At 61.9% G+C, this 18,769-nt stretch carries 20 protein-coding genes; 8 read left to right on the plus strand and 12 right to left on the minus strand.

All coding sequences use genetic code 11. The features are described 5' to 3' along the window. Nucleotides 1-164 precede the first annotated feature (164 nt). Genes IHQ43_RS28110 through IHQ43_RS28125 form a run of 4 tightly spaced genes read left to right on the plus strand, consistent with a single transcriptional unit; the run spans nucleotide 165 to nucleotide 3,320 of the window. Nucleotides 165-1,559 carry a COG3014 family protein gene (locus IHQ43_RS28110; RefSeq protein ID WP_192562801.1) on the plus strand — a complete coding sequence of 465 codons (1,395 nt, stop codon included), beginning with the start codon at nucleotides 165-167 and terminating at the stop codon, nucleotides 1,557-1,559. A gap of 15 nt (nucleotides 1,560-1,574) precedes the next feature. Continuing rightward, on the plus strand, nucleotides 1,575-1,949 hold the full coding sequence (locus IHQ43_RS28115; RefSeq protein ID WP_011336502.1) for a YcfL family putative periplasmic lipoprotein: 375 nt from the start codon (nucleotides 1,575-1,577) through the stop codon (nucleotides 1,947-1,949). A 36-nt stretch (nucleotides 1,950-1,985) separates the two neighbouring features. After that, nucleotides 1,986-2,573: a penicillin-binding protein activator LpoB gene (gene lpoB, locus IHQ43_RS28120; RefSeq protein ID WP_192562802.1), complete on the plus strand. Its 588-nt coding sequence runs from the start codon at nucleotides 1,986-1,988 to the stop codon at nucleotides 2,571-2,573. A 3-nt stretch (nucleotides 2,574-2,576) separates the two neighbouring features. Beyond that, on the plus strand, nucleotides 2,577-3,320 hold the full coding sequence (locus tag IHQ43_RS28125; protein ID WP_192562803.1) for a penicillin-binding protein activator LpoB: 744 nt from the start codon (nucleotides 2,577-2,579) through the stop codon (nucleotides 3,318-3,320). Nucleotides 3,321-3,380: 60 nt separating this feature from the next. Here the strand turns inward: IHQ43_RS28125 and IHQ43_RS28130 are convergent, their stop codons facing one another. From IHQ43_RS28130 to IHQ43_RS28140, 3 genes are all read right to left on the minus strand, one after another. Next, nucleotides 3,381-4,013 carry a LysE family transporter gene (locus IHQ43_RS28130; RefSeq protein ID WP_007951851.1) on the minus strand — a complete coding sequence of 211 codons (633 nt, stop codon included), beginning with the start codon at nucleotides 4,011-4,013 and terminating at the stop codon, nucleotides 3,381-3,383. 115 nt (nucleotides 4,014-4,128) lie between these two features. Then, complete coding sequence (locus IHQ43_RS28135; protein WP_192562804.1) at nucleotides 4,129-4,710, minus strand: mechanosensitive ion channel family protein; 582 nt, start codon at nucleotides 4,708-4,710, stop codon at nucleotides 4,129-4,131. Further along, nucleotides 4,710-6,620, minus strand: a complete 1,911-nt coding sequence (locus IHQ43_RS28140; RefSeq protein WP_192562805.1) for an ATP-binding cassette domain-containing protein — start codon at nucleotides 6,618-6,620, stop codon at nucleotides 4,710-4,712. The genes IHQ43_RS28135 and IHQ43_RS28140 overlap by 1 nt, the downstream gene beginning before the upstream one ends. A 50-nt stretch (nucleotides 6,621-6,670) precedes the next feature. On the opposite strand from IHQ43_RS28140, the gene IHQ43_RS28145 reads away from it, so the two are divergent. Then, nucleotides 6,671-7,132 carry a TIGR02444 family protein gene (locus tag IHQ43_RS28145; protein WP_192562806.1) on the plus strand — a complete coding sequence of 154 codons (462 nt, stop codon included), beginning with the start codon at nucleotides 6,671-6,673 and terminating at the stop codon, nucleotides 7,130-7,132. Here the strand turns inward: IHQ43_RS28145 and IHQ43_RS28150 are convergent. Beyond that, the gene (locus IHQ43_RS28150) at nucleotides 7,129-8,319 is read right to left on the minus strand and encodes an AlgP family protein (RefSeq protein WP_192562807.1); all 1,191 of its coding nucleotides are present in this window, start codon (nucleotides 8,317-8,319) and stop codon (nucleotides 7,129-7,131) included. The two genes, IHQ43_RS28145 and IHQ43_RS28150, sit on opposite strands and share 4 nt — an antisense overlap. A gap of 192 nt (nucleotides 8,320-8,511) precedes the next feature. On the opposite strand from IHQ43_RS28150, the gene IHQ43_RS28155 reads away from it, so the two are divergent. Next, on the plus strand, nucleotides 8,512-9,177 hold the full coding sequence (locus IHQ43_RS28155; protein ID WP_192562808.1) for an FKBP-type peptidyl-prolyl cis-trans isomerase: 666 nt from the start codon (nucleotides 8,512-8,514) through the stop codon (nucleotides 9,175-9,177). A gap of 60 nt (nucleotides 9,178-9,237) precedes the next feature. On the opposite strand, the gene IHQ43_RS28160 is transcribed toward IHQ43_RS28155, so the two are convergent. The 7 genes from IHQ43_RS28160 to IHQ43_RS28190 form a co-directional block, all read right to left on the minus strand. Then, a complete protein-coding gene (locus tag IHQ43_RS28160) occupies nucleotides 9,238-9,696 on the minus strand; it encodes an Rsd/AlgQ family anti-sigma factor (protein WP_007951863.1) in 459 nt (152 codons plus the stop codon). A 185-nt stretch (nucleotides 9,697-9,881) separates the two neighbouring features. Further along, nucleotides 9,882-10,433 carry a disulfide bond formation protein B gene (locus IHQ43_RS28165; RefSeq protein ID WP_192562809.1) on the minus strand — a complete coding sequence of 184 codons (552 nt, stop codon included), beginning with the start codon at nucleotides 10,431-10,433 and terminating at the stop codon, nucleotides 9,882-9,884. A 220-nt stretch (nucleotides 10,434-10,653) separates the two neighbouring features. Next, nucleotides 10,654-11,892: a heme biosynthesis protein HemY gene (locus IHQ43_RS28170; RefSeq protein WP_192562810.1), complete on the minus strand. Its 1,239-nt coding sequence runs from the start codon at nucleotides 11,890-11,892 to the stop codon at nucleotides 10,654-10,656. Beyond that, nucleotides 11,889-13,031 carry a uroporphyrinogen-III C-methyltransferase gene (locus tag IHQ43_RS28175; RefSeq protein ID WP_192562811.1) on the minus strand — a complete coding sequence of 381 codons (1,143 nt, stop codon included), beginning with the start codon at nucleotides 13,029-13,031 and terminating at the stop codon, nucleotides 11,889-11,891. Before IHQ43_RS28175 ends, IHQ43_RS28170 begins: the two co-directional genes overlap by 4 nt. Nucleotides 13,032-13,047: 16 nt before the next feature. Continuing rightward, nucleotides 13,048-13,815 carry a uroporphyrinogen-III synthase gene (locus IHQ43_RS28180; RefSeq protein ID WP_192562812.1) on the minus strand — a complete coding sequence of 256 codons (768 nt, stop codon included), beginning with the start codon at nucleotides 13,813-13,815 and terminating at the stop codon, nucleotides 13,048-13,050. Then, nucleotides 13,812-14,753 (minus strand): hydroxymethylbilane synthase, encoded by a 942-nt coding sequence (gene hemC / locus IHQ43_RS28185; RefSeq protein WP_192562813.1) that lies wholly within the window; start codon nucleotides 14,751-14,753, stop codon nucleotides 13,812-13,814. Before hemC ends, IHQ43_RS28180 begins: the two co-directional genes overlap by 4 nt. A 138-nt stretch (nucleotides 14,754-14,891) precedes the next feature. Continuing rightward, nucleotides 14,892-15,638, minus strand: coding sequence for a LytR/AlgR family response regulator transcription factor (locus IHQ43_RS28190; protein ID WP_007951875.1), 747 nt, complete (start codon nucleotides 15,636-15,638; stop codon nucleotides 14,892-14,894). 473 nt (nucleotides 15,639-16,111) lie between these two features. Here IHQ43_RS28190 and argH point away from each other — a divergent pair, with 473 nt between their 5' ends. Next, nucleotides 16,112-17,506, plus strand: coding sequence for an argininosuccinate lyase (gene argH, locus IHQ43_RS28195; protein WP_011336517.1), 1,395 nt, complete (start codon nucleotides 16,112-16,114; stop codon nucleotides 17,504-17,506). Between the two features lie 127 nt (nucleotides 17,507-17,633). On the opposite strand, the gene IHQ43_RS28200 is transcribed toward argH, so the two are convergent. After that, nucleotides 17,634-18,293, minus strand: a complete 660-nt coding sequence (locus IHQ43_RS28200; protein ID WP_192562814.1) for a glutathione S-transferase family protein — start codon at nucleotides 18,291-18,293, stop codon at nucleotides 17,634-17,636. Nucleotides 18,294-18,416: 123 nt separating this feature from the next. Between IHQ43_RS28200 and IHQ43_RS28205 the strand changes: the two genes are divergently transcribed. Next, a complete protein-coding gene (locus IHQ43_RS28205) occupies nucleotides 18,417-18,701 on the plus strand; it encodes a hypothetical protein (RefSeq protein WP_192562815.1) in 285 nt (94 codons plus the stop codon). The last annotated feature ends 68 nt before the right edge of the window (nucleotides 18,702-18,769 follow it).

An 18,769-nucleotide genomic window follows, 5' to 3' on the forward strand; every position in this document is an offset into this window, starting at 1 on the left:
ATAGCCAGCATCGCCCGCTTATAATGCCGCGCCCGCGCTATCGCGTTACGGCATTAAAGCTCCTCTTTTTATGAGGAATTGGCAGGAGGCCAGTGCCACTGCCGATCGGTCCCAGCAGCCCGACCCGCACCCGAGGCTGTCGCTACTCATGGAAGAAGTACCCCATGGCATTTCGCGCCCCCACTCTGATCGCGCTCAGCGCTGTCACCCTGCTGTCCGGCTGTTCGGCGTTTCGCAACTACGATTCCGAACTGGCCCAGACCAACCAGCAACTGGCCACCGGCAACGTCGACGCTGCTCTGACCCTGTTGGAAAAGAACAACACCGGCCCGGACAAAGACCTGCTCTATTACTTCGAGAAGGGTGAACTGCTGCGCGCCAAGGGCGATCTGTCCGGCAGCCAGAACGCCTGGACCAGCGCCGACCAGGTAGTGGGCAAGTGGGAAGATTCGGTCAAGCTCGACACCGACAAGTACCTGGCCCAGTTCGGCAGTTTCCTGGTCAACGACAAGGTGCGTCGCTACGAAGGCTACGACTACGAAAAAGTCATGCTGACCACGCAGATGGCCCTGAACCTGCTGGCGGTCAACGATTTCGACGGCGCCCGCACCGCGATCAAGAAGACTCACGAGCGTGAAGCGGTGATCGCCGACCTGCGCGACAAGGAATACCTCAAGAGCGAAGAGGAAGCCGAGAAGGAAGGCGTCAAGACCCAATACAAGGACTTGCAGGGCTACCCGGTCGCCAGCCTCGACGCGCCGGAAGTGGTCGGCCTGAAAAACAGCTACCAGAGTGCGTTCAGCCATTACCTGGCCGGCTTCGTCTATGAAGCCCTGGGCGAGAAAGACCTCGCTGCGCCGGGCTATCGCAAGGCTGCCGAGCTGCGCCCGAACACCCCGCTGCTGGAGCAGGCGCTGGTCAACCTCGACAAGCCGGCCAAGAGCGACGACAGCGACATCCTGATCGTGGTGCAAAGCGGCCTGGCGCCGGCCCGCGATTCGATCCGCATCCCGCTGCCGCTGCCGATCTCCAACAGTGTGGTGATCACGCCGCTGTCATTCCCGGTGATCAAGCCTGACACTTCCACCGCGCCATTCGCGCAGATCGGTGTCGATGGCCAACAGGTCGACCTGACCGCACTGAACAGCACCACCGCCATGTCCCGCCGCGCCCTGCGCGATGACATGCCGGGGATCATCCTGCGCACCACCGTGCGTGCGATCACCAAAGGTGTGGCGCAGAAGAAGATCAACGAAACCAACCCGCTGGCGGGTCTGGCCGTCGGTATTTCTTCAGCTGTGCTCGAAGGTGCCGATACCCGTACGTGGCGCACCCTGCCGGACACCACACAAGTGGTACGTCTGCGCCTGAAAAAGGGCGAGCACCAGGTGACTCTGCCGAGCGCCGTCGGTGGATCGCAGGTCAAGGTCACTGTCGATCAGCGTTATCAGGTGATCACCCTGCGCGCCGTCGGCAATCAGGTGTTCGCTGCCGGCATCGCCGCCCACGTCACCCCGAGCGCTGGCGCCACCGCTGTGGCCAGCCTCAAACAACCTTAAGAACGGAGTCTTTGCATGCGCTTCAAACTCATCGCCGTCGCCGCCCTCGCCCTGCTGGCGAGCGGCTGCGCCACCCCGCCACCACCGGAGCCGGGCAGTGCCGCGAGCAAGGTCGTGGCCATGGGCCCGCAGAAACACATCGTGGTCGGCGCGATGCGCGTGGCCCGCGAAAACGGCTTCATGACCGTCAACGTGCAGTTGAGCAACACCCTCAACAGCAACAAGACGTTCTACTACCGCTTCGCCTGGCTCGGCCCGGAAGGTTTCCCGATCGCCGAAGAAGAAGTCTGGAAGAGCCAGATGATGTACGGCGCCCAGACCAGCTTCATCCAGGGCATCGCCCCGACACCGAAAGCCGTGGATTTCCGTCTGGAACTCAAGACGCCTTAAGCCCGACACCCTATTCCCGATTCAGAGAGCATTCCCATGTTTGCACGCTTTTCCTTCATCGCCGTCATCGCCCTGCTGGCCAGCGGTTGCGCCAACACTTCGCCGACCCTGGGCAGCAAGAACATCAGCTACGGCGACACCAAGGCCGTTGAAACCGTGACCAACGAGTTCGGTTCGACCGACCTGCAGATGATCGCCGAATCGATGACCCGCTCGATGGCCCAGTCCGGCATCCTGCAAGGTCGCCCCGTGGTTCAGGTCTATGACGTGAAGAACAAGACCAGCGAGTACATCGACACCCGTGAAATCACCACCAGCATCAAGACTCAGCTGATGAAGACCGGCGTGGCCCGCTTCGCCAGCGACAACACTGCCATGCAGAGCCAGGTCGACCAGCTCAAGCTGCAAAACCAGAGCGGCCTGTACAAGAAGAGCACCGTAGCCAAGACCGGCAACATGATCGCGGCCAAATACCGTCTTGAAGGTTCGATCAGCTCGATCGTCAAGCGCAGCAGCGACTACAAGGACGTCTTCTACAAATTCAGCCTGCAACTGATCGACGTTGAAAGCGGTCTGGCCGAGTGGATGGACGAGAAAGAGATCCGCAAAACCACGGAGCGTTAATCGATGCGCACATGGATTGGCATGATGGCCCTGGCTTGTGCGTTCAGCGTGCAAGCGGCCCCGAAAGTCGCGGTGACGGACCTGGCGTACCAGGAACGTGTGGAGCAATACATCCACATCGTTTCGTCGAAGAGCAATTATCGCGAGGGCTATTACAGCGCCAGCGGTTCTTCGAGCTACAACGAGTTCGAAGCCAACACCAGCTACATCGAACAGGCCGAGCTGCGTAAATTCACCGGCGACATCAAAGGTGAAATCCTGCGTACCGGCATGTTCCAGTTGATCCAGGGCACGCCGTACACGGCGTCGTCCAAGGGTGACATCTACGATGTGATCAAGCGGATCAAGGCCGGCAACTTCAAGGGCGCCGACTATGTGCTGTTCGGCACGGTGTCGGACATCGACTTCACCCAGGACGTGAACGAGCTGGCGAACACCGACAGCTATTCCGCCGTGCTGGGCCTGACGCTGGTGGCCGACTTCAGCCTGATCAACACCAAGACCTTCGAAATCACTTCGGCCTTCACGGCGATGGGTGAAGCGCAGGACACCAAACTGGTGAACCACCGCGACATCAAGATCTCGCTGAACCGCCCACGGGTGGTGCGTGACGTTTCGAAAGCGCTGGGCGAAGACGTGGCCGGACAGCTGAGCATGCAGCTCGGCGGTGGCGGTTACGAACAACCGCGTGAAACGCAGCAACGCAACAATCTGCCGCGCGATACCGCGCCGGTGATTCTGCGCTGATCGACAGCCGTAAACGAAAAAGGCGACCTGCAAAGGTCGCCTTTTTTGTGCCTTTACGCTTTACGCGGCAGCTTTGCGCAACGTCGCCATGAACGCCGCCGCACCGATGAACAGCCCGGCAAACGTGCGGTTCATGCGTTTCTGCTGGGTCGGTGTACGCAACAGACGCAGCACCTTTGAAGCCAGACCGGTGTAGCCGGCCATGACGATCAGGTCGACCGCAATCATGGTCACGCCGATCACCACGTACTGGATCAGCAGTGGCGCATGCGGGTTGATGAACTGCGGCAGCACCGCGAGCATGAACACCAGGGCCTTGGGGTTGCTGATGTTCACCAGAAAGCCACGGAACACCAGGGCCAACGGTTTGCCGATCGGCCGAACCGCCGCGTCGTCACTCATGTCCATCGGCAGTGCGCGCCATTGCTTGATCGCGAGATAGACCAGGTAGGCGACACCGAACCATTTGATCGCATGGAACGCGGTGGCCGAAGCAGTGAGGATCGCGCCGACACCGGCGCCGACGATGGCGATCTGCACAGCCAGGCCGATCTGCAGGCCCAGGGCGTTCCAGTAACCGCGCCAGAAACCGTATTGCAGACCGCTGGACATCGACGCAATGGCGCCGGCACCCGGAGAAAGACTGATCACCCAGCAGGCGGCAAAGAACGCCAGCCATGTTTGAAGCTCCATCGCACACCTCGACTTCGGACTCGTGACAATCCTCAAAGCTAATGCGGATTTGGCTGGATGACTACCGATTTTTTGCAGGATGTTGCGGCCGCCGACCAATGTGGCCGGCGCCCGATCACTTTTCGAAACCGCTGGAAGGGAAGATATCCGTGCCGCGCCAGCGTCGTACCGAACGTTGGAAGAACAGGCTGTTGGGCACCTGCACCATGGCGCTGCCGGTGCCGAGTTCTTCGGCTTCGATCAACGTGGTGTAGAGCAGATTGATCGCCACCACCCGACCTTTGACGCCGGGCTTGTCCGTGGTGTCCACCAGTTCGACCACGTCGCCAAGACGAAACGGGCCGACGGTGAAGATCAGAATTGCGCACAGCAGGTTCGACAGCACGCTCCACATGGCGAAGAACGCCACCGCCGCCACTGCGACGAAACCCGATAACGCAGTCCAGAGCACCGTGGCCGAGACCCCGAGGCGTTCCAGCACAAAGATCAGCGCACTGCCCATGATCAGCCAGCGCAGACCACCGCGCAGCGGCATCAGCAGCTGCGGCGGAAACGGATACTTCTCGCCCAGGCGAGTCAGGAATCGGGCGACGACGCGCTGGGCGAAGTAGCCGGCCAGCAGGATCAGCAGAATCTGCACGCCGAGCCAGATCGGCTCGACCCACACCGCCGGCAATGGAAGTCTGAAGGCTTCCATCAGGACAACGCCTCCAGCTCCGCCTGCATACTTTCCAGGGTTTCCAGAGCTTCCATCCACGCTTCTTCAAGTTCGCCTTCGCGGACTTTCAGCTTGGCCTGTTCGGCCAGCAGGTCACGCAGTTCGTTCTTGCGCGCCGGCTCGTAGATGTCGCTGTCACCGAGGCTGGCATCGACCTTGGCCAGTTTTTCGTGGAGCTTGCCCAGTTCGGCTTCGAGCTTGTCGGCTTCACGCTTGTGCGGCGCCAGTTGCTGACGCAACGCAGCGGCGGCCTGACGCTGGGCCTTTTTGTCGGTCTTGTCCGGGTTGACCGGCGTGTTGCTGACCGGAGCGTTGCGCTGACGGTACTCCACCAGCCAACGGGCGTAGTCTTCGAGGTCGCCGTCGAACTCTTCGACCTTGCCGTCCGCCACCAGGAAGAAGTTGTCGGTGGTGCTCTTGAGCAGGTGCCGATCGTGGGAAACCACCAGTACGGCGCCGCTGAACTCCTGCAGCGCCATGGTCAGCGCGAGGCGCATTTCCAGGTCCAGGTGGTTGGTCGGTTCGTCGAGCAGCAGCAGGTTCGGCCGTTCCCAGGCGATCAACGCCAGGGCCAGACGGGCCTTTTCGCCGCCGGAGAAATTCAGCACCGGCTCGTCGATACGCGCGCCCCGGAAGTCGAAACCACCGAGGAAATCACGCAGGGTCTGTTCCCGCTCTGTGGGTGCCAGACGCTGCAAATGCAGCAACGGGCTGGCCTTGGCGTCCAGCGAATCGAGCTGATGCTGGGCGAAGTAGCCGACCACGGTGTTCTCGCCACGGGTCAGGCGTCCGGCCAGCGGTGACAGCTCACCGGCGAGGTTCTTGATCAGGGTCGATTTACCCGCGCCGTTGGGGCCGAGCAAGCCGATCCGCGCGCCGGGGGTCAGTTGCAGCTTGACCTTCTCCAGCACGGTTTTCTCGCCATAACCCAGACGCGCATCGGACAGGTCGATCAGCGGGCTGGAGATCTTGGTCGACTCGCGGAACACGAAATCGAACGGCGAGTCGACGTGGGCCGCCGACAGCTCCTCCATGCGCTCCAGCGCCTTGATCCGGCTCTGGGCCTGACGGGCCTTGGTGGCCTGAGCCTTGAACCGGGCGATGTAGCTTTCCATGTGCGCACGCTGCGCCTGCTGCTTCTCGTAGGCCTGTTGCTGCTGGGCCAGACGCTCGGCACGGGCGCGCTCGAACGCGGTGTAGCCGCCACGGTAGAGCGTCAGCTTGCGCTGATCGACGTGGGCCACGTGATCGACGACTTCATCAAGGAAATCCCGGTCGTGGGAAATCAGCAGCAAAGTGCCGGGATAACTTTTCAGCCACTCTTCAAGCCAGATGATGGCGTCGAGGTCCAAGTGGTTGGTCGGTTCGTCGAGTAGCAACAGGTCTGATGGGCACATCAAAGCCTGCGCAAGGTTCAGACGCATCCGCCAGCCACCGGAGAAATCTCCTACCTGACGATCCATCTGCTCGTTGGTGAAACCGAGCCCGGCGAGCAATTTGCGCGCCCGCGCATCGGCGGTGTAGCCGTCGGCGCTGTCCAGCTCGGCGTGCAGGCGGGCCAGCGCGGTGCCGTCGTGGGCCTCTTCGGCCGCTGCGAGGTCACGCTGCACTTCGCGCAGGCGCAGGTCGCCGTCGAGCACATAGTCGACCGCCAGACGCTCGAGCGTGTCGACCTCCTGGCGCATGTGGGCGATACGCCAGTCGGTCGGCAGCAGGCAGTCGCCCGAGTCCGGGTGCAACTCACCGCGGAGCAAGGCGAACAGGCTGGATTTGCCGGCGCCGTTGGCACCGATGAGGCCGGCTTTGTGGCCGGCGTGCAGGGTCAGCTCGGCGTCTTCTAGCAGACGTTGCGGGCCACGCTGTAAAGTCAGGTTCTGAAGTCGGATCATAATGGCGGCGGAGTCTACCAGCTTCCCCCGCAACTGGCGCGAGTAGCACGATGTCCTCTGACCTGTGGAGCTTTGCCCTTGCCGTCTACGCCCGTCCCGGCGTGGAGGATGCCTGTCTGCGCCTGCAATCGGCGGGGGCCAGCGTGTGCCTGATGCTGTGCGGTTTATGGCTGGAACAGCGCGATGCGACCTGTGAAGAGGCCCGCGCGCGGCAGCTTCTGGAACTGACAGAGCCCTGGGACCGGGAAGTGGTGCAGCCGTTACGCACATTGCGCATGCAGTGGAAAACCCTGGCCGACACCGATCCGGTGCTCAAGGGGATGCGCGAGCAGATCAAGGGATTGGAGCTGGAGGCGGAGCGTGCGCTGCTGTCACGACTTGAAGGTGCCGCGCAGGGCTGGAAGCGTAATTCGAAGGAATCGAGTGACTGGCTGGAAGTGCTGGCTGGCCCTGCGGCCAACCTGAACCGCGACGCGCTGCAAGTGCTGCGCGTCGCGGCGACCGGCGCTTAGGAAGCGCTGGACGGGTTGCTGGCGACGCTCGACACCGGCGCCGGGGATGGCGTGGTTGCGGTGGTCGAGGTAGTGGCGGCGGATGCCGGTGCTGCGGTCGCAGCCGGGGTTGCTGGCGCAGCGGGTTTGGCGGCAGGAGCAGTGGCCGGTTTTACTGCTGGCTTGGCAGCGGCAGGTTTTTTCACCGCAGGTTTTGCAGCGGTTTTCGCTGCTGGCTTGGCGGCCGGTTTAGCGGCGGTCGCTGGCTTGGCTGCGGTCGTTGCAGGCTTGGCAGCGGCAGCCGGTCTGGCGGCTGGTTTTGCAGCGGGTTTGGCCGCCGCTTTTACCGCTGGCTTGGCTGCTGCTTTGGCTGCAGGTTTGGCAGCAACCGGTTTGGCAGCGGTTTTCGCCGCAGGCTTGGCAGCAGCAGTTTTGGCAGCTGGTTTAGCGGCGGCTTTAACGGCTGGTTTTGCTGCTGGCTTTGCTGCCGGTTTAGCGGCCACTTTGGTGGCTGGCTTGGCAGCAGGTTTTGCAGCAGCAGTTCTTGCCGGAGCCGCTTTTGCAGCAGCGGTTTTCGCCGCAGGTTTGGCGGCTGGTTTTGCAGCAGCCGGTTTGGCGGCAGCTGGTTTGGCCGCTGTGGTTTTAGCCGCAGGTTTGACAGCGCTGGCTGCTGCGGGTTTCTTCGCGGCTGGTTTTGCGGCGGCTTTCACTGGCGCTTTTGCAGGGGCTTTGGCAGGAGCTTTAGCCGGTGCTTTCGCAGCAGGTTTGGCGGCCGCTTTTTTCGCAGGCGCCGCTGCAGGTTTGGCCGAACGCAGGGACAACGCCTTGCCGACAGCCTCTTGAACACGACCGACACCCTGGGCCAGTTTCAGGCTTTCCTGGGCATCGCGCTTGAGTTGCAGAATGTAGCTGCGGGTATCGGACTGACGATCCTTCAGCGCATCGAGCAGGTCTTCGAGTTCCTTCACGGCAGCCTTGGCCTTGGTCTGCGCCTTGGCTTTACCGGCTGCTGCTGCGTCCTGCAATTTGGTGCGGGATTTGTGCAGTTTTTCTTGCGCCTTGCCGCGTTGCTTTTCCAGTTTGGCGAGCAGTTTTTCAGCATCAGCCAAGGCTTGGGAGCAAGCGTTTTCCAGATGCTCGAGCAGGCTGCCCGAGAGTTGTTGGAGTAAATGCAACGGAGTGTTTACAGGCTTCTTGGTGGCCGACATGGTTTACCTCCTGGCTGACGTGAGTGCGGCTCATACTAGACCTCTGCTGCTACCGCCGCTAGGGCATGTTGACAGTATCGAAAGCACTCGGTTGCAGGCTTGCGAAAAACTTCTGCGCATTGGCAAAAGCAGTTCACCGTTGCAGACGTTCGCGCTGGCATAATCCACCGCAATTCAGGACGGAGAGTGCCCATGTCGCGCTACCTTTTTTTATCCCTCTGCATGATTTTTTCCGTGGCTCAGGCCGACGAAAAAACCACCGCGAACGATGCCCACGATCTGGCTTACAGCCTCGGCGCCAGCCTCGGTGAACGGCTGCGTCAGGAAGTGCCGCAGCTACAGATCCAGGCATTGATCGAAGGTCTGCAACAGGCCTATCAAGGCAAGCCACTGGCACTGAGTGAAGCACGCATCGAGCAGATCCTAGCCGATCACGAATCGCAGACCGCCGAGCAGGCAGCCATGCCTTCGACTGAAGCGGCGATGGAAAACGAGCGCCGTTTTCTCAGCGCCGAAAAAGCCAAGCCGGGTGTGAAGGAACTGGCCGACGGCATCCTGCTGACCGAACTGACGCCGGGGAATGGCACCAAGGCCGGGCCTGACGGGAAAGTGCAGGTGCTGTACATCGGTCGACTGCCCGACGGCACCGTGTTCGATCAGAACAGCCAGCCGCAGTGGTTCAATCTCGACAGCGTGATCGCCGGCTGGCGTACCGCGCTGCAGAACATGCCGGTCGGCGCGAAGTGGCGTCTGGTGATCCCATCGGACCAAGCGTACGGCGCTGACGGTGCCGGCGACTTGATCGCGCCATTCACACCGCTGGTGTTCGAAGTGGAATTGCGCGGCGCGACCAGTTGATCGCCCAATAAAAAACGGTGCGCCTGGGGCGCACCGTTTCTGTGTCTTGCGAGGTTCGATTCAGGCCTGAACCGAATCCTCTTCCTTGTGTGCGGTATGCAGCACTTCGATCAGGCAGTCTTCCAGTTCGAAGCGCTCGTGGAGCAGGCCGCCCAGCTCCTTGAATTTCTCCGCAACGCATTTGCCTTCATCGCAAAGGTCGTTGAACGCGAGCAGCTTTTCGGTGATGACATCGATCCGCGGATAGATCGTCTCGGCCAGCTCCAGGCCGCGCTTGTCGTTGAAGGCCTTGGCCTCGCCCGTCAGCTGTTCGTAGATCTCGAAGTGCCCGGCCGAGACGTAATCGACCAGCACACCGCAGAATTCCTGCAAGGGCTTTCGATCCTCGGACAGCGCCTGAGGTTTGGCGCCCAGCTTGTCATAGGCAGCGATCAATTCCTCACGCTCCTGCAGCCAGCGGTCGATCAGCAGATGAACTCCACCCCAACGTTCCTGAGCATTCTGACAACTTTCGAGCATGGCGATCTCTCTTCCCTTGTGGGTCATGCTGCCCTACACCCGCGCCCCTTCTTGTGGATATTGCTTTGAGAGGCGGCCAGGCAGAGCGTCATCGAGCAACACAATTCCAATGACACGTGCGGGCCAGATTATGCCCGCACGCCTATGGCTTCAAGGTACGCAGGAGAGAAAGTTCATACAAGTGTTTAATCCCTGACCAGCGCCGGGTGCGACGGTTGGCCGCTGAGCGGTTGCTGGAGAGCCATCCAGACCTGCCGCAGCAACTGGTAAGCGGCCAGGATCGACATCCCCACGAAAAACAGCAAGCTCCACTCCGGAATACTCAGGTCGAACAGCGTCCAGGACAATTCCGTGCAATCGGCAGTGTCGTTGAACATCCGCATCAGTGCGCATAACCATGGCAGGCTGCTGAACATTTCCTGCGGATCGGGCGTGCAATGCGCCAGTCTCTGCAACGAATCGCTTTGCAACAACACCTGTCGCCACGCCGCCGTCGTACCGCCGAGACTGCTCAGCAACACCATTATCCAATACAGCGACAGACCGAAACGCTGTGGTCCATGGATCGCCGCCACACCACAAAAAACGGTGAGTGCGCTCATGAACAGACGCTGGACCAGGCACAGACTGCAGGGCACCAGACCGATCGCGTATTCGAGGTAATAGGAAGCTCCCAGGGCCAGAATCCCCGCAGTGAAAGCCATAAAGAACAGGGAACGTGAGCAGGCCAACGACATGGCTTATCCGTAACAATAAAGACAGGCAGTTACGGTAGAGGAAAGGGCCTTGGGCTTTCAAGGCAGGTCACTGACGACACTTCACCAGAAGTGTAGGGAAATCCCGACAGACACCGAAGGATTCGGTGTAGTCCACTGTAGGACTTTGCTCGGGAGGAGATTTACCGGTAATTATTCAGGCACCGGGAAAGAAAAGGAGGAGCACGCTCCTCCTTTCTGATCACGCTCGAACGGCTACGGGCAATGGCGCGGCCAGCAAACGTTCGTCCAACAGTCCAAGCCCTTCCTGGAACAGCAGGTTGCTGCGTTCGGTGTCGCCGAGCCGGGCCAGCAGACGCGCCAACTCGGCGCACGCTTCCGGATTGCGCTGCACCCGCAGACTGCTTTCCAGATAATCCCGAGCCTTGCCCCAAAGACTGGCTTGCAGACACAGGCGGCCCAGCGTCAGCAACAGGCTGGCATCGCCCGGGTGATCTTTGAGCCAACCCTCAGCCGTCTGCAACTGACGCGCCGGATCGCTGCCGCGCACCAGACCGTAAAGACGCGCCAGATGGCTGTCGTATTTGCGCTTGAGCGCCGTGCGCAGCAGCTCTTCTGCCTCGACCTGAGCACCCAGTTGGCGCAGTTGCTCGGCGTAGGCCAGCACCAGCGCCGGCTCCTGGCGCTGGGCAGACGTCAGTTGCTGCCAGGCGCGGTTGAGCGACTGCAAACCAACCGCCCCATCTTCTTCGCGATGAGCCGCCAGGGACAGGTTCTCCCCCCAGGCGCGACGCTCGAGTTCGGTCAGCTCGGCCGGCGGCAGGACTTTGTCCTTGCGCAATTCCGGCAACAGCCGGATTACGGCCGACCAGTCTCCGCGCTGCTGATGCAGACGCTGCAGCTGACGCAGGGTCTGGACATTGTGCGGATGGCGTTCGTGCATTGCCTGCAAGGTGACCAGCGCCCCATCGGTATCGCCACGATCGGTCTGCAACTGCGCATGGCTGAGGGCGATCGCCAGTTCGGCCTGCGGCTGACGCTCGAGGGCACGCTCCAGCAGACGATCGCTTTCCTCGTAATTACCCTGTTCGTTGGCGGCGCGTGCGGCCCCCAGGTAATAGAGCAACGGCTGGCGCTCGGCTTCAGCGGCCCGGTAAAGGTGACGCTGAGCACTGGCCCAGCGACCTTCGGCAAGATCGAGTTGACCGTGCTCGATCGCCACTTGCACACGACGACTGCGGTTACGCCGCGACCATGGGTTGACCACGCCGCCGGAGGTCAGCACCAGCTCGACCAGCGCCTTGATGCCCCAGACCAGCAGCCACAGCGCCGCCACCACCGCCAGGGTCGCCCACAGGCTCGATTCATAACGAAAGCTTTTGTAGGCGACCAGCACGTAACCGGAATGCTCGGCAATCGCCAGCCCCAGCGCTGCCGTTGCGGCGATCACCAGAAACACGATCACATACAGGCGCTTCATGGTGTCGCCTCCTGCGCGGTGCTGGCGGCCGGCTTGGCAAAAGGTTTCACCGACTCTTCGGCGTTGATGTTGCGACGCTCGAGATACGCCTGCACCGCGCTCAAGGTTCCGGCGAGATCCGGCGTGTTGACAGTAACCGGTTGCTTGCTCAATTCCGCGACCTGCTCGAGCATGATTTTGCTCTGCGGGTTGTCCGGATTGAAGTTGCCCGTAAGGACGTCACGCGCTTCGGCCAGGGCCTGGGTGTACACCGGCGCCTGACCGTTGAGCGCGGCCCATTGCGCCTGCTCGAGCGAAAGGCTCAGGGCCAGACGCACCTGGCTCAGGCTTTGGCCGGCGAGCAGCGGCCGGACGTTTTTGTCCGCGTTGAAATCGATACGGATGTAGCGCGAGATCTGATCCCACCACAGCGCCCAGCGACTGGCGCCGTCGCCATCGGAGGTCAGGCCCAGCAGCGAATCGCCGCGATCCTTGTATTCCGGCGCCAGCTCGGTGAGGCCGACGACCTGATCACGCAAGGCGCCCAGTCGCAGGAACAGCCCGGTGCGGTCCGGCTGCGCGGTACTGCGCAGCGCTACCAGGGTTTTCGCCACTTGCTCGCGGGCGGCGAACGAGCCGGGATCATTCTGCTCGCGCAGGATTTCGTCGGCACCCTGGACCAGCGCCTGGGCGCTGCTGATGTCCTGCAGGGCAGAAAGGCGCAGGCTGGCCAGACGCAGCAAGTGCTCGGCCTCGGCCAGGCGCCAGTCCTTGCGGCTGGCGCCGAGGACGGTTTCCAGACGTTGATTGAGGCGCTGTTGATCGCCCTGTAGCTGGGTCACGAGACGCTGGCGATCGGCAAGTTCGTCGGCGCCGGGCAATTGCCCGAGGCGCTCGGTCAGTCGTTGCTCGTTGAGTTTCAGGGTCTGGGCCTGATCGTTCAACGCCTGAACCTGACTCAACTGATTCTGAGTGCTGGTCTGCAGGTGTCGCACCTGCCAGACACCCCAGCCACCCACCGCAACACCGGCGGCGCCGAGCAGCAGCGCGAGAATGGCCAATCCGTTGCCTCGGCGCGGTTCCGCGGCCGGTGGCGGTGCATCAACCGGTGCATCGATCACAGGTTGAACGTCATCTTTAGGCAAGGCTGTTTCGCTCACGTATCCATCCTTTGCATTAGAGAACGGGCACGGGATGCTCCCGTAACGCCGTCAGCAAGGCCGCGGCGCTGGCGCCACGACAATCCACAACTGTTCGGGCCCCGGCGGCACTGGCCTGCTCGGCAACCCTTGGGCTTGGAACAAACAACGGCAACTGCGCAAGTGCAGGCCAGCTGTCGCCGGCCAGTTGGCGCAGGTGCTCGAAACCCTGTCCACTGCTGACCACCAGGCCGTTCAGGCGTTCCGCTGCAATCCTGCGGGGCAGCTTCTGCGGCGGATAGTCCGGCAGGTCGCGACGGTACAACTCCAGATATTCGACACTAGCACCAAGCGCGCGCAGGCGCTCGGCCAGCAGCTCGCGTCCGCCCTCCCCGCGCAGGATCAACACCTGCGAACCGGGCTCGGCCACCGCCTCCAGCAGACGCGGTAATCGCAGTAAGGCTTCACTGTCGTCGCCGGCCTCCGGGAAGCTCACATCCAGCCCCCGGTCCCGAAGGATAGCGGCGGTCGCCGCGCCGACGCTGAACCACGGCATCGATGGAGTCGCCAGACTCAGAGCGTCGAGCAAATCCACCGCGATCCGCGCGGCCGGCTTGCTGACCACGATCACCGCGCGGTAACGCGGCAGTCGCGTGATCGTGCGGCGCATTGTGTCAGAGACCGGCAGTGGCGCGATTTCCAAAAGCGGCAGACAGCTGCTGAAAATCCCTTCATCGGCCAGCACGGCGGCGAGCGCCGAACAGTCCTCCGCCGGGCGCGTCAGCAGCAGGCGCCAGGCGGTCACTCGTGACCTGCCTCGCCGTAGACTGCCTTGAGAATATCGTCCGCCCCCTGGCTCAGCAGGTCTTCGGCAACCTGCACGCCCAGCGTCCGGGCTGCCGCACGCGGTGCGCGAGCCTGTGCGCTGAGCAGCCTGCCGCCGCTCGGTTCGCCCACCAGCCCCCGCAGCCACAACTGATCGCCTTCGAGCACGGCGTAGCACGCGATCGGCACCTGGCAGCCGCCATTCAGATGTTTGTTGAGGGCACGCTCGGCCGTGACACGGTCAGCGGTATCGGCGTGATGCAGGGGCGCGAGCAAGGCGTGGATTTCACTGTCGACGCTGCGGCACTCGATACCGACGGCGCCCTGGCCACCGGCCGGCAGGCTGTCGTCGACGCTGATGGCCGAGGTGATGCGGTCTTCGAAGCCGAGGCGGATCAGACCGGCTGCCGCGAGGATGATCGCGTCGTACTCGCCGGCGTCGAGCTTGGCCAGACGGGTGTTGACGTTGCCGCGCAGGAAGCGGATTTCGAGATCCGGACGGCGCGTCAGCAACTGCGCCTGACGGCGCAGGCTGGAGGTGCCGACGATGCTGCCGGCTGGCAACGCATCGAGGCTGGACCAGGTATTGGAGACAAACGCGTCACGGGGATCTTCGCGCTCGCAGATGCAGAACAGACCGAGGCCTTCGGGGAAATCCATCGGAACGTCTTTCATCGAATGCACGGCGATGTCGGCTTCGTTTTCCAGCAACGCGGTTTCCAGTTCCTTGACGAACAGGCCCTTGCCGCCGATTTTCGACAGGGGCGAATCAAGCAGCTTGTCACCGCGACTGACCATGGGCACCAGCGTCACCAGCAGGCCCGGGTGGGCTGCTTCCAGACGGGCTTTGACGTATTCGGCCTGCCAGAGGGCCAGAGCACTTTTGCGGGTGGCGATGCGGATTTCGCGAGAGGACATGGATCAATCCGTACTGAATAGATACGGCGGATAATAACAGCTCAGCCAAATCCACTTTGACCTGAATCAGAAACGGCGTGGCCTCCCTGGCCTGCGATGCCTGGTTAAAAGAACGAAGAACCGCCCGGAGCCTGCGGACTAAAGCCCCTGCATCATTTTGCGCACGCCCGCCACATGTCGACGGCTGACGATCAGCGCGTCACCGTTCAGTCCTTTCAGGAACAACTGGAAGTGGCCCAGCGGAGTGCGTTGCAGTCGCTCGATGCGGTCGCGGGCGACCAGCGCGTTGCGGTGGATCCGCACGAAGCGTTCGCCGAATTCGTCTTCCAGCGCTTTGAGTGGTTCATCCAGAAGGACTTCGCCACCCTCGTGACGCAACGTCACGTATTTGTGGTCGGCAATGAAATAAACCACCTGATCCAGCGGGATCAGTTCGATGCCTTTGCGAGTTCGGGCGCTGATGTGACTGCGCGGGCCGTTACCGCTTTCGGCGGCTGGACGGGTCAGGGCCGAGAGCTGGGCCCGGTTGGGACGTTCAGCCCGTTTCAGGGCGTCATGCAGATGTTCGGTTCGCACGGGTTTCACCACATAGCCCACGGCGCTGGCCTGCAGGGCTTCCACGGCAAATTCATCGGGACCTGCGCAAAACACCACGGCCGGCGGGGTTTCGCGTTCGCACAGACGGGCAGCCACCTGCAGGCCATCGAGGCCCGGCATGCGGATATCGAGCAGCACGATATCCGGCTTGTGGCTGTCGATCAGCGCCAACGCCTCTTCGCCATTGGTGGCGCTGGGCTCCAGGACTGTGTAGCCCTCGAGCTCGCTCACCATTCGGCTGAGGCGCTCGCGGGCCAGTGGTTCGTCATCAACGATCAGGACATTCATATTGCGCTGGATTCCTGCGTGAGTCTCGCACAAGGATAGCGTAGACAAGTGGAGTGACGTCCGTCACCGCGATCCACGCTAAGACTAGCGCGAGCACCAAAAAGTGCCGTACGTCGGCCGGCAATATTTGCCGACACCTGCAACGTACCGCCTGGCGCCCGTCGCCGACTGCGTTTTACGCAAGGTATGCCAATGGCCAATACACCCACCCCTCTCTCTTCTTATAGTCGGTGGCCGGACCTTTGCCCGATCCGTGCTCACCCGACCCCTATGTCCTACTGTAGACGCTCGTCGGGCCGATATTGCTCAATCGAAAAATATCCTTGCGCAAATCCCCCGGGGACGCCGACGACTATGGCGGACCGAATGAGAAAAAAACGTATCGACCAGTGTCAGCGACAGGATTGGCAACCCTGTTATTATCCGCGCCAGCGTTTCACGCCTTCTTTCTTCAAGCCGATACGAGCGAATTCATGAGCACTGACAAGACCAATCAGTCCTGGGGCGGCCGCTTCAGTGAACCCGTCGACGCCTTCGTCGCCCGCTTCACCGCCTCCGTCACTTTCGACCAGCGCCTGTATCGCCACGACATCATGGGCTCGATCGCCCACGCCACCATGCTGGCCAAGGTCGGCGTGCTGACGGATGCCGAGCGCGACAGCATCATCGATGGCCTGAAGACCATCCAGGGCGAAATCGAGGCCGGCCAGTTCGACTGGCGCGTCGACCTCGAAGACGTGCACATGAACATCGAAGCACGCCTGACCGACCGCATCGGCGTCACCGGCAAGAAGCTGCACACCGGCCGCAGCCGCAACGACCAGGTCGCCACCGACATCCGCCTGTGGCTGCGTGACGAGATCGACCTGATCCTGAGCGAAATCACCCGCCTGCAAAAAGGCCTGCTGGAGCAGGCCGAGCGCGAAGCCGCGAGCATCATGCCGGGCTTCACCCACCTGCAGACCGCCCAGCCTGTGACCTTCGGGCACCACATGCTAGCCTGGTTCGAAATGCTCAGCCGCGACTACGAGCGTCTGGTCGACTGCCGCAAACGCACCAACCGCATGCCGCTGGGCAGCGCCGCGCTGGCCGGCACCACTTACCCGATCGACCGCGAATACACCGCGCAACTGCTGGGCTTCGACGCCGTCGGCGGCAACTCGCTGGACAACGTGTCCGACCGTGACTTCGCCATCGAATTCTGCTCGGCCGCCAGCATCGCGATGATGCACCTGTCGCGTTTCTCTGAAGAGCTGGTGCTGTGGACCAGCGCGCAGTTCCAGTTCATCGATCTGCCGGACCGTTTCTGCACCGGCAGCTCGATCATGCCGCAAAAGAAAAACCCGGACGTGCCCGAGCTGGTACGTGGCAAGACCGGTCGTGTGTTCGGTGCCCTGATGGGCCTGCTGACCCTGATGAAAGGCCAGCCTCTGGCCTACAACAAGGACAACCAGGAAGACAAGGAGCCGCTGTTCGACGCCGCCGACACCCTGCGCGACTCGCTGCGGGCCTTTGCCGACATGATCCCGGCGATCAAGCCAAAGCACGCCATCATGCGCGAAGCGGCGCTGCGCGGTTTCTCCACCGCCACCGATCTGGCCGACTACCTGGTACGCCGCGGCCTGCCGTTCCGTGATTGCCACGAGATCGTCGGCCACGCCGTGAAGTACGGCGTCGACACCGGCAAGGATCTGGCAGAAATGAGCCTGGAAGAACTGCGTCAGTTCAGCGACCAGATCGAGCAGGACGTGTTTGCCGTGCTGACCCTGGAAGGCTCGGTGAATGCCCGTGACCACATCGGCGGCACTGCGCCGGCGCAGGTCAAGGCTGCCGTGGTTCGTGGTCAGGCGCTGATCGCCAGCCGCTAAAAGCCAAAAGCATCGCTGGCAAGCCAGCTCCCACAGGTTCAGTGTCGAACACGCAATTGTGTTTCAACCGAAAACCCTGTGGGAGCGGGCTTGCCCGCGATGACTGATTTCAGAACGCTACAAATTTCTACTTTTTGGCTGCGATCATCGCCAAAAACGCCGGCATCGCCGCATCCTTGTCCGCGGCAATCTTCTGCACGTGCGCATTCTGCTCAAGTCGCTCCAGCAGCGCCTTGGCCTTCGGCATCTCCGCCAGCAAATCCAGACCGAACAGCTTGTGCCCCACGGCAGCCGCCAGCGGCACGCTGTAGAGGAAGTACAAGTCCGCAATGCTCAGGGTGTCACCCGCCACATACGGGGCGAATTTGCCGTGACGCCCCAGCGCCGCAAAGCCCAGCAGCAATTCAGCCTTGGTTTTCTCCTTGATCGCCTCCGGCAGCGCCGTACCGAAAAACGCTTCGCCGTAACAGGCACGGGCCGGCAACTCGATATACAGCTCGATTTCCTTGGCCACCGCCAGCACCTGGGCGCGGGCAAACGGCTCGGTCGGCAACAGCGGGACACCCTGCTGACTGCTTTCGAGGTATTCGAGCATCACCATCGTTTCGTTGATGTACCCGCCTTCAGCCCCCAGCACCGGCACCTTGCCGCGCGGGCTGATGGCCAGGGATTCAGGCGTTGGCGTCGGGTAGAACGTGACCTCTTCGAACGGCAGGCCTTTTTCCAGCAGCGCCAGTTTGACCATGTTGTAGTAGTTGCTGACGGAGAATCCATAGAGCTTGAACATCACATAGCCTCCAGGCCGTGCGGGGTGGGCAGTGCCTGTTTATAGATCGCTCCGGGAAATCCTGCCAGCAGCATCACGCCGCTGAATGCGGGTAAACTGGCGCCTTTCCTTGAGGAGCCTGCCATGAGCGAGCCGACTGACATCGACAATGATGAAGAAGAGTTCACCGAATCGACGCTGATCGAAGCGATCGAGAACCAAATCGAAAGCGACAACCCGCCAGCGGCCAAGGCAACCTTCAACAAGTTGACGCTGGTCGGTTACGAGCGTGACGACATCCTGAATCTGATGGCCCACGTGCTGGCCTGTGAAATCGACGCAATGCTCGACGATGACCGCGCGTTCGATACCGAGTGGTACGAAACCGCGCTGCGCGCACTGCCGGAACTGCCACCGGAAAAGCAGTAAACGGCCCCTCGCTGTGGGAGCAGGCCTGCTCCCACACAATTTGTCACCCATCTGCGGGGCCTTCTGCC

It is taken from the genome of Pseudomonas gozinkensis (genome assembly GCF_014863585.1).
Lineage (GTDB): Bacteria > Pseudomonadota > Gammaproteobacteria > Pseudomonadales > Pseudomonadaceae > Aquipseudomonas > Aquipseudomonas gozinkensis.

Bases quoted from the DNA above. Each gene is read 5' to 3' on its own strand.
- lpoB (WP_192562802.1), top strand. From the start codon at position 1,986: ATGTTTGCACGCTTTTCCTTCATCGCCGTCATCGCCCTGCTGGCCAGC.
- IHQ43_RS28140 (WP_192562805.1), bottom strand. From the start codon at position 6,620: ATGATCCGACTTCAGAACCTGACTTTACAGCGTGGCCCGCAACGTCTG.
- IHQ43_RS28115 (WP_011336502.1), top strand. From the start codon at position 1,575: ATGCGCTTCAAACTCATCGCCGTCGCCGCCCTCGCCCTGCTGGCGAGC.
- IHQ43_RS28200 (WP_192562814.1), bottom strand. From the start codon at position 18,293: ATGTTCAAGCTCTATGGATTCTCCGTCAGCAACTACTACAACATGGTC.
- argH (WP_011336517.1), top strand. From the start codon at position 16,112: ATGAGCACTGACAAGACCAATCAGTCCTGGGGCGGCCGCTTCAGTGAA.
- hemC (WP_192562813.1), bottom strand. From the start codon at position 14,753: ATGTCCTCTCGCGAAATCCGCATCGCCACCCGCAAAAGTGCTCTGGCC.
- IHQ43_RS28125 (WP_192562803.1), top strand. From the start codon at position 2,577: ATGCGCACATGGATTGGCATGATGGCCCTGGCTTGTGCGTTCAGCGTG.
- IHQ43_RS28205 (WP_192562815.1), top strand. From the start codon at position 18,417: ATGAGCGAGCCGACTGACATCGACAATGATGAAGAAGAGTTCACCGAA.
- IHQ43_RS28145 (WP_192562806.1), top strand. From the start codon at position 6,671: ATGTCCTCTGACCTGTGGAGCTTTGCCCTTGCCGTCTACGCCCGTCCC.
- IHQ43_RS28155 (WP_192562808.1), top strand. From the start codon at position 8,512: ATGTCGCGCTACCTTTTTTTATCCCTCTGCATGATTTTTTCCGTGGCT.
- IHQ43_RS28110 (WP_192562801.1), top strand. From the start codon at position 165: ATGGCATTTCGCGCCCCCACTCTGATCGCGCTCAGCGCTGTCACCCTG.
- IHQ43_RS28165 (WP_192562809.1), bottom strand. From the start codon at position 10,433: ATGTCGTTGGCCTGCTCACGTTCCCTGTTCTTTATGGCTTTCACTGCG.
- IHQ43_RS28130 (WP_007951851.1), bottom strand. From the start codon at position 4,013: ATGGAGCTTCAAACATGGCTGGCGTTCTTTGCCGCCTGCTGGGTGATC.
- IHQ43_RS28190 (WP_007951875.1), bottom strand. From the start codon at position 15,638: ATGAATGTCCTGATCGTTGATGACGAACCACTGGCCCGCGAGCGCCTC.
- IHQ43_RS28170 (WP_192562810.1), bottom strand. From the start codon at position 11,892: ATGAAGCGCCTGTATGTGATCGTGTTTCTGGTGATCGCCGCAACGGCA.
- IHQ43_RS28150 (WP_192562807.1), bottom strand. From the start codon at position 8,319: ATGTCGGCCACCAAGAAGCCTGTAAACACTCCGTTGCATTTACTCCAA.
- IHQ43_RS28160 (WP_007951863.1), bottom strand. From the start codon at position 9,696: ATGCTCGAAAGTTGTCAGAATGCTCAGGAACGTTGGGGTGGAGTTCAT.
- IHQ43_RS28135 (WP_192562804.1), bottom strand. From the start codon at position 4,710: ATGGAAGCCTTCAGACTTCCATTGCCGGCGGTGTGGGTCGAGCCGATC.